We start from the raw sequence: 13,848 nt of genomic DNA, 5'->3' as shown, positions 1-13,848 counted from the left end.
CCGGGACGTCCCGTCTCGGCTGATCCGGTCCGAGCGCCCGGCGGTGGCCAGGTGGCGAACCGGCCGGTGGGGCGGCCGCTGTTCGGGCGGTGTCGGCGCCCGAGGCCGTGGGTTGTCCTGAGGTCCCCGGTGACCGGCGCGACGACTGACGGCGGGTCATCGCAACTCCCGGGCAGCGAGGCGGAGTTCCTCTGCTGCCGGTCTGCCGAGGCCCTGACCCGCCGTCGAGGGATCACCGCTGGCGGAGGCCGGCCTGATGGTCGATCCACGGGCCGATCGAGGCGGCACCGTCCGTCAGGATGCCGAGGTGGTTGTCATGTGCCACGGTCTGGAAGGTGTCGTCGGCCGGGCGGCCGGCTTGTGCCGCGTAGGCGATCACCCGGGCCGGGTTGAACACCTCGTCCTGGGCGCCGATCCACACGCCGAGCGGCTTGGTCAGGCCGCGCAGCACGGCGGCGCTGTCGTCGGCGTTCTGCGCCAGTGCCATGTTCACCGTGTAGCGCGGGACCAGCTTCGCTGACTGGACCTCCCGGGACGTGTACGCGAACCCGAGCGCCGGGGTGTGTCCGTCGAGCACGTGGTTGCTGACCGCGTTGACCACGAAGGCGCGCTGGCAGACGGTGGCGAAGTTCGAGCCGCCGCTCACCTGTTCGGTGTCGGAGTGCAGGCCGAAGTCCGGGGCGAGGAGGACGTAGCCGGCTACCTGGTCGTCGATCCGGTCGAGGCTGTTGAGTACCAGGCCGGCGCCGGCCGAGTGGCCGCCGACGAAGAGCGGCAGTTTCGGCTGCTGCCGGTGCACGAAGTCGACCATGGTCCGGGTGTCCTGCCAGACCTGTTCCGGCGTCGGCGCGTCACCGCGCGGGCCGCCGGAGGCGCCGTGGCCCCGAATGTCCACCAGGTACGTCGCGATGTGGTGGTCGTCGGCGAGTTCGCGGCCGAGCGGGAGGTACCCGGCCGCGCTGTTGGCGCCCGAGCCGTGGTAGAACACCAGGCTCGCGACCGGGTCGGCGGGGAGGTACGCGTGGTACGCGAGCGGCACCCCGTCGGTCGCGGCGACCCGCCCGGTCGGGTCGGCGTTCGTGGCTGCGGTGGTCTGGTCCTGCTGCAATCCGCCCACCGCGGGCGTGGGGAAGGCGCAGGGCATCAGCGCGGCGGCGGCGCCCGCACCGGTCAGCACGCCCAGCGCGGCGACGGTGACACCCAGCACGCCCAGCGCCCCCACCCATCGGCGCAGCAGCGGCGCCCGACCGGCTGCTGTGCGCTGTGTCGCGGGCCCGTCCGCGGCGCCCTGCTCCAGCCAGCGGCGGACCGCAGGTTTGCGCAGCCGCCCGTAGGCCAGCAGCGGCAGGACGAGTCCGGCCGCCGGCAGCGCGCTGCCGAACCGGAGGGCCTGGTAGACCCGGATCGCCGCGAGCAGCCCGAGCAGCACCAGTAACCGGCCGAACAGCCGTGTTCCGGGCCGGCGCAGCCGCCAGACCGTCCACCAGCAGCCGAGGCCGAAGACGGCCAGCAACACGCCGAAACCCCGGGTGGTGGCCGGGTAGGTCGGGTTCTGTTCCAGTAGGCCGTTGAGTACGGTGGCGACGCCCGTGAAGAGCAGCAGCATCCGGATCACGGTCACGTCGCGTGGTCGCCGCCCGGGCAGGTCGCGGTCAGCGGACATCGTCGGACTCGCTGGAGGCGCCGAGTTGTTCGGCGATCAGGGCCTGGGCCTGGTCGCACCAGGCGAGTTCCGCGTCGGCCAGGGCGATCGTGTGGGCACGGACCAGCCAGGTGGCCGGGACGGTGTCGGCGCTGCGCTCGGTCTGTTCGGGCCATTGGGCGCCGGGCACGGTCGCCGTGGCCTGATCGCGGCGCCCGCGTGCCTCGTCGCGGCGCTGCTCGATCAGCCGCAACATCGCCCGTGGACCGGCGTGGTCGCTGAACAACAGCTTGACCATGCCCTCGTCGCGCCGCTGCGCCGGCTGGGCCGGGAGGCTGAGCCAGCCGTCCAGGGCTGTCGCGCCCTGCTCGGTCAGCTGCCAGACGGTCTGCCTGCCCCGCTCGGCGGCCGGCTCGTCCGCGGCGATCAGGCCGTTCGCCTCCAGGTGCTTCAGTTGCGGGTAGAGCTGGCCGTAGCTCACACCCCAGAAGTGTCCGACGGAGCGCTGCACGGCCTGCCGCAGCTGGTAGCCGTTGCGGGAGCTGAGCGACAGGAAGCCGAGCACCGTCCATCCCGTGGGCGTGAGCTTCGGCAGTCCGATGTCGGCGGCGTGAGGATCCTCGCTATATCTTCCAGATAGGGTCATGGGGCGAACGTACCATTCCCGCGGACCCTCGGGGCGGCGGCCGATCCCGGCCACCCGGAGTCAGCAGTTGAGGCAGGAACAGGGGCGGCGGACACGAGAGCAGGTGCTCGATCCTGATGGTCCGGTGGGCAACGGAATCGGCTTGTGTGGGCCTGCCATCGGCTGGGAGGCTCAGAATCATGATCGACAAGCACGTCGGAGCAGCGGAGACCACGGACGGCGCCTGGTGGCTGCGGGGCGTACCCGCGGCCGAACTGCCCTGCGGCCAGCGGCCGGAGTGGGCCGAGTTCGCCGAATCGGCCCTCTCCCGCGCCGAATCGGCCCTCTCCCGCGCCGAGTCGGCGCCGCGCGTGCCGACCGGGGAGCTGCCGGGCATCACCGGCTTCGCGGCCGTGCTGGCGCCCTTCGCCGAGCTGGCCGGAGTGCGACTCCCGACCGTCCTGCCGGACGCCGTGGCCGACCTCCGGGCCATCCGGGCGGACTTCGTCCGACAGCTCGCCGGTGCGCTGGCCCGACTGGCCGCCCGCACCCTCGTGCTGGAGCTCAACGTCGCGAGGGTGACGGGCCGCCTCGACGGCGCGGCACCATCAGACCGGTTCCGGAGCTTCCTGCTTCTGGCCGGACGTCAGGACGGGCTGTCCGCGCTGCTGGGCGAGTACCCGGTGCTCGCCCGCCTCCTGGCGCAGGCCTGCCGCCACGGCGGTTCGGCGTTGGCGGAACTGCTCGACCGGTTCGCCGCCGACCGGGCCGACATCGTCGCCACCCTGCTGGCCGGTGCCGACCCCGGGCGGTTGGTCGCGGTCGAACGGACCACGGGCGACGGGCACCGCCGTGGGCGCAGCGTCGCGGTGCTGCGGTTCGCCGACGGTACCCGGGTGGTGTACAAGCCGAGATCGCTGCGCGTGCACGGGCGCTTCAACGAGCTGGTCGGCTGGTTCAACGCGCGGCCCGGTACACCGGGGCTGCGGGTCCTCGCTCTGCTGGAGCGTGACGGGTACGGCTGGGTGGAGTTCGTCGCGCCCGGCTCCTGCACGGCGGAGCGGCAGTTGGAGCGGTTCTACCTCCGGCAGGGGGCGTGGCTGGCGCTGCTGTACGCACTGGACGGCACCGACCTGCACTTCGAGAACCTGATCGCCTGCGAGGACGAACCCGTCCTGGTCGACGTCGAGACCCTCTTCCATCCGTGCGTCCCGGCCGACTCGCAGGAGGATCCGGCGGCTCGCGCGCTGGAGTCCTCGGTGTACCGCAGCGGCCTGCTGCCGCGTCTGTTGCTCGGCGACGAGACGGCGGTCGACGTCTCTGGCCTGGGCGGTGACGCGGGGCGCCGCTCACCGGTGGAGGGTGTGGACTGGGCGGCCGGCGGTACGGACGAGATGAGACTGGTCCGCCGGGCCGGAGAGATCACCGGCGCCGGGAACCGCCCCCTGCTCGACGGAGCCGAAGCGGACCCGGCCGGCTACACCGAGGCCCTCGTCGCCGGCTTCCGCGCCGGATACCGCGCGATCGAGGCCGGCCGGGACGAACTCGTGGGACCACAGGGCCTGTTGCGCGGGTTCGCGGAGGACGAGGTGCGCGTGGTGGCCCGGGCCAGCCTCGTCTACGCGACGCTGCTCGACGAGTCGACCCATCCCGACGTCCTGCGGGACGCGGCGGACCGGGACGAGATCCTGAGCCTCCTGGGGACGGACGCGCTCGAAGCCTCCGGTTGGCCCGGGCTGCTCGATGAGGAGATCGCCGAACTATGGGACGGCGACATCCCGTTGTTCACCACCCGGCCGGGTTCGTCGGACCTCTGGAGCGGCACGGGTCGCCGGCTGCCCGGCGTACTCGACCGGCCGGGTCTGGACCGGGTGTCGGACAAGATCCGGGCGATGGGCCGAACGGACCGCGACGAGCAGGAGTGGATAGTCCGGGCGGCGATGGCCGGCAGGTCCACCGCCTCCGCCCACGGCGTCGGCGCCCCGCCCGGGCTTCCTCCCCGGCCCACCCGCGGATCCGCCCTGGATCCGGCACGGCTGCTTGCCGCCGCCCGGGGCATCGGCGACCAGCTGGTGGACAGGGCGAAGCAAAGCGGGACGCGCATCAACTGGCTCGGGCTCGAACTCCTCGCGGACCGGTACTGGCGGGTCGGACCGTCCGGTGCCGACCTGGGCGCCGGCTACCCGGGGGTGGCGCTCTTCCTGGCGCAACTCGCCGGCCTCACCGGCGAGGCGCGCTACGCGGAGGTGGCCCGCCGTGCTCTGCGGCCGCTGCCCCGCCTGCTGGAGCGGCTTGCGGAGCACCCGGAGGAACTCGGTGTCGTCGGGTCCGGGGCCTTCGCCGGTCTGGGCGGTATCGCCTACGGCCTCACCCAGGTGTCCACCACCCTGGACGACGCCGAGATCCGCGGCTGGATCGGACCGGCCGTGGCCCTCACCACCGCTGCGGCCCGGGCCGAGGACGCGTCCGGTGTCTTCGACGGCACCGCCGGCGGCCTGGCGGCCCTGCTCTCGGTGCACGCGGCCACCGGCTCCGCCGAAGCCTGGCAGGGTGCGCAGCTGTGCGCGGCCCGCCTCGCCGATCGTCCCCTCCCCGCCGCCCCCGGCTTCGGTACCGGATCGGCGGGCATCGGCTGGGCTCTGCTCAGGTTCGCGGCGGAAGGCGGCGGCGCCAGGTACGAGCAGGCGGGGCTGGCCGCCCTGCGGGCGGCGGTCGGGCAGGACCTGGACCACTCCTGGTGCACGGGCCTGCCGGGCATCGCGTTGGCGGCCTCCGACAGCGCAGCCGGGCCGACGGAGCTCGTCGACAGCGCGGTCAGGGTGCTCGCGCTGGGTGACCCACTGCCCAACCACAGTCTCTGCCACGGTGAACTCGGCGCCCTCGAACTGCTCACCGGTACGGCCGAGCACTCCGTTGGGCACACCGTGCGGAACCGGCGCGCGGGCGCGCTGCTGGAGACGCTCGACCGGAGCGGACCGCGCTGCGGCACCCCTGGAGGGCTCGGCACACCCGGCCTGCTGACCGGGCTCGCCGGTATCGGACACGGTCTGCTGCGGCTCGCCGCCCCCGAACGAACAGCTTCGGCGCTGCTGCTGCAGCCGCCGATCACGCCCCGGTCGTCATCGTGGACGCCGTGGCCTCAGGAAAGGAACGGCCGAACACCATGAACACCCCCGATCTGGTCCGCCAGTGGAAGCAGCCCGGCATGCGGCAGGGCGAAGCCGTGGATCACCCCGCCGGGGAGATCAGGCTCCGGGCGGCCGGCGGGCTTGCCCGTCGCACCGCTCTGCTCGCCGCGCACGACGGCGTGCGGTTCTCCCACCAGTTCCCGACGATGACCTTCACCGGCGGCCCCGAGGTGAGCCGGTAGCCGGCATCCGCCGACCGGCAGCCGGTGCCTCCGACAGGGCCGCACCGGCTGCCGGGTGTGAGAAACCCCCCTTGATCCACTCCTGTCGGACCGTCACAACCCTCCAGTAACCTGCGCGGTATGCGTACAACCTCGTCGGTCACCATCGGCCGGGAAGCCGAACTTTCCCAGCTCAGCGGCGCCTTGACGGCGCTCCGAGAGAGGGCGGGTCGTGCCGTGTTCCTGCTGGGAGATGCCGGGATCGGCAAGTCCCGGCTGCTCGGCGACTGCTGCGGCCAGGCCGCCGACCTGGGCCTGCCGGTCCTGCGCGGCCGGGGCAGCCCGACGAGCGCGGGAACCCCCTTCCGCCCGCTCGTCGAGGCGCTGTCGTCCCGTTTCCGGACCAGCGGGCCGCCCGAGGACGCGGAGCTCGAACCCTACCGTCCGGCCCTGGCCCGGGTCGTTCCGGAATGGCGGCACACCACCGTCCCCGGCTACCCCGAGAGCGTGGTCGAACTCGCCGAGGCGCTGCTGCGCCTGCTCGCCGTCCTCGGGCGGGGGACGGGCATGGTGCTGGCGCTGGAGGACCTGCACGACGCGGACACCGAGACGATCGCCGTCGTCGAGTACCTCGTCGACAACATCGCCGGACTGCCGGTGCTGCTGCTGGCCACGCTGCGCCCCGAACCCGGGGCCGCCTTCGACCTGGCCCGCGCGGCCGAACGGCGCCGGACGGCTTCCCTTCTCCCACTGCGCCCACTGGCCGCGCCGGACGTCCGCGCGATCGCCGGCGGCTGCCTCGCCGTTCCCGTCGACGAGGTACCGGTGGCCGTGGCCGACCGGTTGGCCGAGGGCGGCGACGGGAACCCGTACCTGATCGAGGAACTGTTGAAGGAGATGGTCGGCTCCGGGGCGCTCCGCCTGGAGGCCGACGGCTGGCACGTGGTCCGCGACCTCTCCGCGACCGTTCCGGAGAGCGTCGTCCAGAGCTACGGGCACCGGATCGACCTGCTGGACCCCGCGCTGCGGGAACTCCTGCTGATCGGGGCCACCCTGGGCGCCCGCTTCTCGGTCGGCACGCTCCGGCTCATCACCGGGCACGACGAACAGACCCTCTTCGCCCATCTCAGGTCCGGCGTCGAGGCAGGCCTGCTCGTCCCCGACTGGGCCGGTACGGACCAGTACGCGTTCCGGCACGCGCTCACCGCCGAGGCGCTGCTGGCGAACCTCCCCCGGGCGGAGCGCGCGGCCATCGCCCGCCAGGCCGCCACGTCGCTGCTGGAGGCCGATCCCGAGCTGACCGACGGCCGGTGTCAGGTGGTCGCGGGGCTCCGTCTCGCCGCTGGGGACGAGGCCGCGGCGGCGCTGGCGTACGCGGAGGCGGGCCGACGGGCGCTGGCCGACGGCACGTCGGGGTCGGCGGTCCGGTTGCTGGAGCGCGCTCACGACCTCGCCGACCAGGCGGACCGGACCGACATCACGGAGGCGCTGCTGTCCGCCCTCGCCGAAGCCGGTCAACTCGACCGCGCCTTCGCCTCGGCGGACACCCTGCCGTCCGTCGGGGCGGGGTCTCTCGGCACCGACCGCAGGATAGCGCTGCACACCCGGCTCGCCTGGGCCGCCGTGATCGCGGAACGGAGCGCCGACACCATCGCGCACGTGGCGGCGGCCAGGGCGCTCCTCGACAGCTGCGCCGGCCCCGAGCAGACCGCCGCGCTGGCCGTGGTCGAGGGGCACCTCGCCCTGCTCCCGGGCCAGGGCGAGCGGATGGTCGACGCCGAGCGGTCGGCCCTGGAGGCGGCGGCGGTGGCGCAGCGCGAGGGGCTTCCGGTGGTCGCCTGCCAGGCCTGGCAGTTGCTCGCGCTGCTGGCCCGGGAGCGGGGCTTCGACGACGCGGACGAGTGCCTGCGGCGGATGCTGGCCGTCGCCGAGACCCACAGCCTGCCGGTCTGGCGCATCGAGGCCGCGCTGCGGCTCGGCGCCAACAGCTTCATGCGGACCGGTGACACCCGCACGCTCGAACAGGCGCGGGACGCCGCGCGAGGGCTGGGTGCCATCATGCTGACCCAGCGCGTGGAGGCACTGCTCGCGATGAACGCGGTGCTCACCGGGAACGGCGCGAAGGCGCGCGAGACCATCGACCGCTGCCTGGATGCCAGCGCGCGGATGAGCGACCTCGGGACCCACCGCTACCTGCTGCTCACCTCGGCGACGCTCGCCGCGCACGCGGGACGCCGCCGCGAGATGGAGCACGAGCTGCTGCTCTTCCGGCAGTCCGGTGGTGGTGAGTCCTTCCTGACCCCGGTGATGCTCGGCCTCTGTCGCACGATCTGCGCGCTGTTGGAGGAGGACCGGATCCAGGCGGTCACCGAACTCGCCGCCGCGGCGGCATGGGAGGAGCGGCACCCGAACGTCTTCTACCTCTCCGGACGGTACGGGCTGGGCCCCCTGCTGGACGTTCTCGCGGGCACCGCAGGCCGGGCCGAGTACGAAGCCGTGGCCGCCGCCCCGGCGGCGGGGCTGGTCTGGAACCGGCAGTTCCTGCTGCTGGCCCACGCGGTCCTGCTGGGCCGGGAGGGGCGGGCCGAGGAGGCCGCCCTGGCCGTCCGTAGGGCCGAGCAGAGTGCCGGGCTCTTCCCGATGGCCCATCACCTCGGACTGCGGCTGGTCGCCGAGGCGGCGATCGCCGACGGCTGGGGCGAGCCGGTGGCATGGCTGCGCACCTCCGAGGAGTACTTCCACGACCACGACATCCCCTCGGTGGCGGGCGCCTGTCGGGCCCTGTTGCGTCGCAGCGGCGCGACGGTCGCCCAGCGCCGCAGCGGGTGGGACCGGATCCCGGCCCAGCTGCGCGCGCAGGGCCTCACCGCTCGCGAGTACGAGATCCTCGCCCTGCTCGTGGAGCGGCCCGGCAACCAGGACATCGCCCGGCGGCTGTCCATCTCGCCGCGCACGGTGGAGAAGCACATGGCCACGCTGATCAGCAAGACCGGCAGTCCCGACCGTGCGGCGCTCTGCCGGTTGGCCATCGAGGTCTCCCCCCGTGCCTGACCCGTGCCTGACCCGTGCCTGACCCCGCGACCGGCCTGCGGGTACCGGGCGATGAACGGCCCGGTCCGGGAACCTACGTGCCCGCCGGCCGGATTCGCCCGGTCGCCGACCGGAACCTACGTGGGCCGCCCCGATGCCGGGCCGGCGGATCGCCGGAAGGATCGGTGATGCAAACGGAGCAGAGCGGTCCGCCGCCGCCCCGCACCGCCGCTCCCCACCGCCGCAGGAGGCCCGCTGATGACAGGTACGAGAGCGACGCCGAGCGCGGTCCGCGACGAGGACTCCGACCTGCTCCCGGACCTCGTGGCGTCGGTCCTGCACCGGCGGGGTGCGCGCGGCTGGACGGTCGGTTCGCGGGAGTTCTGGTGCCACGTCGCTCCGGAGGGCCGCACCATCCCGGCGCAGGGGTGGAAGCTGCACCTCTCGGCGACCCCGCTGTCCGCGCCCATCGTCCTCCTCAAGGCAGCAGAGGTCCTGGTCGCCGGGCGGGCCTCGTTCAAGTTCGCCGGCACTCTCGACCGGGTGACCGAACTGGTCTCCGCGAGCTACGACCGGGGTGGCGGTGGCAAGTTCATCACCGTCTATCCGGATGACGACGACCACTTCCGCGCACTCGCCGAGGAGCTCCACCACGCCACCCGCGGGCTGCCCGGCCCGGGCATCCTCTCCGACCGGCCGTACCGCCCCGGCAGCCTGGTGCACTACCGCTACGGCGTCTTCACCGGCACGACGCAGCTCGGCAACGACGGCACCGTCGAGTCCCTGCTGCGCACCCCCGACGGCGCTCTGGTCAGGGACCTCCGCCTGGCGCGGTTCAAGCCACCGGCCTGGGCGCGGTCGCCGTGGCCGCAGCAGCGGCCGGAGCCCGGTCCGCAGCCGCAGCCGCAGTCGCAGCCCGGTTCGCAGCCGCAGGCGGCGAGCCGTCCGGCCGCCGTCCTTCTCGACGGCCGCTACGTGGTGCGCTCGGCCGTCCGGCACACCTACAAGGGCGGGGTGTACTACGGCACGGACCGGGAGACCGATCGGCAGGTCGTCATCAAGGAGGCCCGACGCCACGTCGGGTCGACCGTCGCCGGCACGGACGCCGGCGACCTGTTGCAGCACGAGGCGCGGATGCACGCGGCGCTGGCACCCCTGGGCGTGTGCCCGCAGGCGTTCGGCGTGTTCACCCAGGGGGGCAATCTCTACCTCGTCCAGGAACGCGTGGACGGAGAGAACCTGCGGGACTGGGTGGTGGCGAATCCCGCGCCGGTCAGCGCCGTCCTGCTGGACCTGGTCGAGCAGCTGGTGACGATCGTCGAGCGTGTGCACGCCGCCGGCCATGTGCTGCGGGACCTGAACCCGAACAACCTCATGCTCACCCGAGACGGGGCGCTGCGGCTGATCGACCTGGAGATGATCGTTCGACCGGGCGACCAGGTCCAGCGCGCCTACACCCCGGGGTATGCCGCGCCCGAGGTGGTGGCCGCGGAACACAGCGGCCCGGCGCCGGACTTCACCTCGGACCTGTTCAGTCTCGGCGCGGTCCTGTTCCACCTGGCGAGTGGCGCCGAGACGGTGCTCGCCGCGGACCGCCCGACAACCCGCACGAACGGCGAGCGTCTGGCCCTTCTGGTGTCCCGGGCCCTTGCCGACAACCCGGTCGCGCGGCCGTTCGCCCCCGCGATCCTCGGGCTGATGGCGGAGTCCGTCGATCAGCGGTGGAGCCTGGAGCGGCTGCGCGAGCTCCTGGCCGAACTGCGGTCCGGCCGGCCGGAGCTTCCCGGGGAACCGGCACGCCCGGTCCTTGCGGCGGACGTCGAGGAGCGGGTCCTGGCCGACGGGCTGACCCACCTGCTGGACACCATGACCCCGGCCGGGCAGCCGCGGCTGTGGCCCGCCGACGGGTTCGCCGCCCTCAACGACCCGCTCAACGTGCAGCACGGCGCCGCCGGGGTCCTGGCGGTGCTCACCGCGGCCGACGTCGCGCGGACGGACCCCCGGCTCAGGTCCGGGGTCGCCGAGGCGGCCGACTGGACGGCGGGCCGTCTGCGGCTGGACGAACCACAGCTCCCCGGCCTGTACTTCGGCCGCTCCGGCACCGCCTGGGCACTGCTGGACGCAGCCCGGCTGCTGGACGACGACAAGCTGGCCGACACCGCGGCACGCTTGGCCCGGGCGGTGCCGGTGCGCTGGCCGAACCCCGACGTCTGCCACGGCGCGGCCGGCGCGGGTCTGACACAGCTGCACTTCTGGCAGGCCACCGGCGAGCCGGACTTCCTGGCCCGGGCGGTCGAGGCCGCCGAGGGGCTGGTGGCCGCCGCCGAACCGGGCCGGTCCGGAACGCTCTGGCCCGTTCCGAAGGACTTCGACTCCGCGATGGCGGGAGCCAAGCACCTGGGATTCGCCCATGGCGTCGCCGGAATCGGCACCTTTCTCCTGCTGGCCGGCCAGGCCACCGGACGGGACGACTTCCTGGCACTCGCACAAAGTGCCGGTGACACCCTGGTGGCGGCAGCGCGGACCGGCGACGGTGCGGCCTGGTGGCCCGAGGGCGACCACGACGAGAACGCCCCCTTCCGTCCGCCCTACTGGTGCAGCGGATCCTCGGGAGTGGGGACCTTCCTGGTGAGGCTCTGGACCGCCACCGCCGACCAGCGCTACCGGAACCTGGCCGAACAGGCCGCAGCAGAGGTGTACCGCAGGAGGTGGCAGCTCTCTCCGGCGGCCTGCCACGGACTGGCGGGCAACGCGGAGTTCCTGCTGGACCTGGCCGCCGCCCTGGACGACCCGGACTACCGCCAGCGGGCGGCGGAACTCGTCGCCTGTGCCCACGCGCGCCACACGCTGCGCGACGGTCTCCTGCTCCTGCCCGACGAGTCGAACACCGAGGTGACGGCCGGTTACAGCGGTGGGACGGCCGGCATGCTGGCCGCACTGGTCCGGCTACGGCACGGCGGCACCCGGCTCTGGCTGCCCGACTCCCTCGCACTCTCCGTGCCGACGGACGAGCCGGTCGGGATCGAGGCCGGCGCATGGTGACCTGGACCCCGGCTCCGAGCCGCGCGCCCGAGTTGCCCGTGGTGCCCGCGCTGCCGGCCACCCGGACGAGTTTCGCCTTCTCCGCGACGGCCGAGCATGCTGCGTGCCTGACGACAGGCTCGCAGGGCGGCCTGGTGCCCGAGCACCGGTCGTTCGACGGGCCGTCGTCCCGGCGCCGGACGCTCGCGCTGGAGGAGTCCCTGCGGACCCAGCCGCTGCCGACCGAGGACGGGAGACTCCTGCTACTGCGTGGTGCGGCCGGCCGGCACGAACTCGTCCTGGCCGACCCGGAGACGGGGCGGGCCGGTGAGCGCCTCACCGTCGAGCGCCTCACCGTCGAGTGCCGCGCGCTGCGTCTGGTCGCCTCCGCCGAACCGGGCACCCTGGCGCTGGCGGTCCGCTCCGACAGCCCGGGCCGGTCGACGCTGTACCGGGTGCTCGACAGTCCGTTGCGGTGGGAGCCGGTCGCGGCCCTGCCCGGCACGGTCGGCCGCATCTGCGGGTTGGAGCACAGCGGACGGCTGCTCGGCGTGGCCCTGCGACACGAGAGCCGCTCCCGGACCGTACTCGTCGATCTCACCGACGGCAGCCACCACGACCTGCCCTGCGCGCCCGGCCGGGAAGGCGACGCCCTCCTGCTGGCAAGCCCGTCCTCCGGTCTGCTGCTGATGGCGACCGACACGCCACAGGGACGCCGGCTGGCGTGGAGATCCCTGGCCGATCCGGCCGGACTGCGCGCCCCCGAGCGGCTCAACACCATCGACGGCGCCGTCCTGCCACTGGCCTTCGACCCGGCCGGTGAGCGGGTGGCCCTGCGAGTGCTCCGCGGAGCCCGGGCCCGGCTGCTGGTCTACGACCTGCGCCAGGACCGGCTCACGGAGGTGCCGCTGGCGGCGGGGGCGGTCCAGCAGGTGGCCGGCTGGGGGCGCAGTGGCCTGCTGGTGCCGGTCTCCACGGCGGACCGCCCGGCCGAGATCGCGGTGCTCTCGCCCGAGGCCACGACGGAGTGGGCCCCAGCCGGAAGCCAGGCGGCGGGACGCTCGCGAGTCGAGCGGTTCTCCGGCCCCGCAGGGCAGTTCGAGGCCGTCTGCCAAGGCGACTGGCGCAGCGCCGACGCCGTACTGGTCGCCCTGCACGGCGGGCCCGAGGCGGCCTGGGACCTCGGATACGAGCCGGTGCTGCACCGGCTCGCCACCGCCGGCATCGCCGTCGTCGCCCCGAACCAGCGCGGCAGCACCGGCTACGGGGCCGCGCACGCCGAGGCCCTGCACGGCGCCTGGGGCGGACCCGACCTCGCCGACATCCGCGCCCTGGTCAGAGCCCTCGCCGCAGGGCGCCCCGGATCGGCGCCACCGCCCATGCTGTACGGGGTCAGCTACGGTGCCCATCTCGCCCTGCTGGCGGCTGCCGCGGACCCGCAGCTGTGGTCCCGCTGCGCCGTCGTCGCCCCCTTCCTGTCCGCCGCCCGGCTGCACGCTCAGGCGTCGCCCGCGGTCCGTGCGCTCATCGACCGGCTCGGCGGCCGGACCGAGGTCGAGGACGGACTGGGCCCCCGCGACCTGTGGACCCTCGCCGACCGGATCCGCACCCCACTGATGATCGTCCATGGCACGGACGACCGGACGATCCCGGTCGACCAGTCCCGGCAGCTGCGGCAACGGCTGCTCGACACCGGCCGCAGCGAGGGCACCCACTTCCGCTACGCCGAAGTACCCGGCGGCGGACACTCCCCGCTGGAGAACCTCGCGGGCGCGCACCTGCGGGAGCAGCTGGTGGAGTTCCTCTCCCAGCGCCCCGGGAACGCGTGAGGACCGCTCGGGACCGCGGGACCAGAGACTCACGGCCATTCGGGCCGTGCGACGCCGGTACGGCCGGCGTCATCTGCGACGACCTTCAGGAAAGGGGGTGAACACGATGACCGTTGACGTCGATGCGCTGCAGGCGCTGGACGGGGAGGAGGAGGCCGCTGGTCTGCGGCCCTGCCAGAACACCTGTAGCTGGACCTGCACCTACACCGGCCAGTGATGTCGGGTCGGTCGGACGGTGAGTTTTCTGCCTGAAGGGAGGTGAACACGATGACCGTTGACGTCGATGCGCTGCAGGCGCTGGACGGGGAGGAGGAGGCCGCTGGTCTGCGGCCCTGCCAGAACACCTGTAGCT

General features: G+C 73.8%; 9 protein-coding genes. 7 read left to right on the top strand and 2 right to left on the bottom strand.

Going from position 1 to position 13,848, the window contains the following annotated elements; translation table 11 throughout:
• Nucleotides 1-232: 232 nt before the first annotated feature.
• Both AB0O82_RS27640 and AB0O82_RS27635 read right to left on the bottom strand, forming a co-directional pair.
• The gene (locus AB0O82_RS27640; protein ID WP_363586630.1) at nucleotides 233-1,663 is read right to left on the bottom strand and encodes an alpha/beta fold hydrolase; all 1,431 of its coding nucleotides are present in this window, start codon (nucleotides 1,661-1,663) and stop codon (nucleotides 233-235) included.
• Nucleotides 1,653-2,288 carry a PadR family transcriptional regulator gene (locus AB0O82_RS27635; RefSeq protein ID WP_363586629.1) on the bottom strand — a complete coding sequence of 212 codons (636 nt, stop codon included), beginning with the start codon at nucleotides 2,286-2,288 and terminating at the stop codon, nucleotides 1,653-1,655. The genes AB0O82_RS27640 and AB0O82_RS27635 overlap by 11 nt, the downstream gene beginning before the upstream one ends.
• Nucleotides 2,289-2,467: 179 nt before the next feature.
• Between AB0O82_RS27635 and AB0O82_RS27630 the strand changes: the two genes are divergently transcribed.
• The 7 genes from AB0O82_RS27630 to AB0O82_RS27600 all read left to right on the top strand — a co-directional run.
• The gene (locus AB0O82_RS27630) at nucleotides 2,468-5,434 is read left to right on the top strand and encodes a type 2 lanthipeptide synthetase LanM family protein (RefSeq protein WP_363586628.1); all 2,967 of its coding nucleotides are present in this window, start codon (nucleotides 2,468-2,470) and stop codon (nucleotides 5,432-5,434) included.
• Nucleotides 5,431-5,637 carry a hypothetical protein gene (locus AB0O82_RS27625; RefSeq protein ID WP_363586627.1) on the top strand — a complete coding sequence of 69 codons (207 nt, stop codon included), beginning with the start codon at nucleotides 5,431-5,433 and terminating at the stop codon, nucleotides 5,635-5,637. The genes AB0O82_RS27630 and AB0O82_RS27625 overlap by 4 nt, the downstream gene beginning before the upstream one ends.
• Before the next feature lie 120 nt (nucleotides 5,638-5,757).
• Complete coding sequence (locus tag AB0O82_RS27620; protein WP_363586626.1) at nucleotides 5,758-8,667, top strand: AAA family ATPase; 2,910 nt, start codon at nucleotides 5,758-5,760, stop codon at nucleotides 8,665-8,667.
• A 237-nt stretch (nucleotides 8,668-8,904) separates the two neighbouring features.
• Nucleotides 8,905-11,688 carry a class IV lanthionine synthetase LanL gene (lanL, locus tag AB0O82_RS27615; RefSeq protein ID WP_363586625.1) on the top strand — a complete coding sequence of 928 codons (2,784 nt, stop codon included), beginning with the start codon at nucleotides 8,905-8,907 and terminating at the stop codon, nucleotides 11,686-11,688.
• Nucleotides 11,682-13,496: an alpha/beta fold hydrolase gene (locus AB0O82_RS27610; RefSeq protein WP_363586624.1), complete on the top strand. Its 1,815-nt coding sequence runs from the start codon at nucleotides 11,682-11,684 to the stop codon at nucleotides 13,494-13,496. Before lanL ends, AB0O82_RS27610 begins: the two co-directional genes overlap by 7 nt.
• Nucleotides 13,497-13,602: 106 nt before the next feature.
• On the top strand, nucleotides 13,603-13,713 hold the full coding sequence (locus AB0O82_RS27605; protein ID WP_363586623.1) for an ALQxL family class IV lanthipeptide: 111 nt from the start codon (nucleotides 13,603-13,605) through the stop codon (nucleotides 13,711-13,713).
• A gap of 50 nt (nucleotides 13,714-13,763) precedes the next feature.
• A partial coding sequence (locus tag AB0O82_RS27600; RefSeq protein WP_363586664.1) for an ALQxL family class IV lanthipeptide occupies nucleotides 13,764-13,848 on the top strand: 85 nt, incomplete at its 3' end.

It is taken from the genome of Kitasatospora sp. NPDC088264 (assembly GCF_040685715.1).
Taxonomy (GTDB): Bacteria; Actinomycetota; Actinomycetes; order Streptomycetales; family Streptomycetaceae; genus Kitasatospora.
The sequence above is the reverse complement of the archived record's forward strand: the minus strand, read 5'-3'. Positions and strand labels throughout refer to the sequence as shown.

Bases quoted from the DNA above. Each gene is read 5' to 3' on its own strand.
- AB0O82_RS27640 (WP_363586630.1), bottom strand. From the start codon at position 1,663: ATGTCCGCTGACCGCGACCTGCCCGGGCGGCGACCACGCGACGTGACC.
- AB0O82_RS27635 (WP_363586629.1), bottom strand. From the start codon at position 2,288: ATGACCCTATCTGGAAGATATAGCGAGGATCCTCACGCCGCCGACATC.
- AB0O82_RS27630 (WP_363586628.1), top strand. From the start codon at position 2,468: ATGATCGACAAGCACGTCGGAGCAGCGGAGACCACGGACGGCGCCTGG.
- AB0O82_RS27625 (WP_363586627.1), top strand. From the start codon at position 5,431: ATGAACACCCCCGATCTGGTCCGCCAGTGGAAGCAGCCCGGCATGCGG.
- AB0O82_RS27620 (WP_363586626.1), top strand. From the start codon at position 5,758: ATGCGTACAACCTCGTCGGTCACCATCGGCCGGGAAGCCGAACTTTCC.
- lanL (WP_363586625.1), top strand. From the start codon at position 8,905: ATGACAGGTACGAGAGCGACGCCGAGCGCGGTCCGCGACGAGGACTCC.
- AB0O82_RS27610 (WP_363586624.1), top strand. From the start codon at position 11,682: ATGGTGACCTGGACCCCGGCTCCGAGCCGCGCGCCCGAGTTGCCCGTG.
- AB0O82_RS27605 (WP_363586623.1), top strand. From the start codon at position 13,603: ATGACCGTTGACGTCGATGCGCTGCAGGCGCTGGACGGGGAGGAGGAG.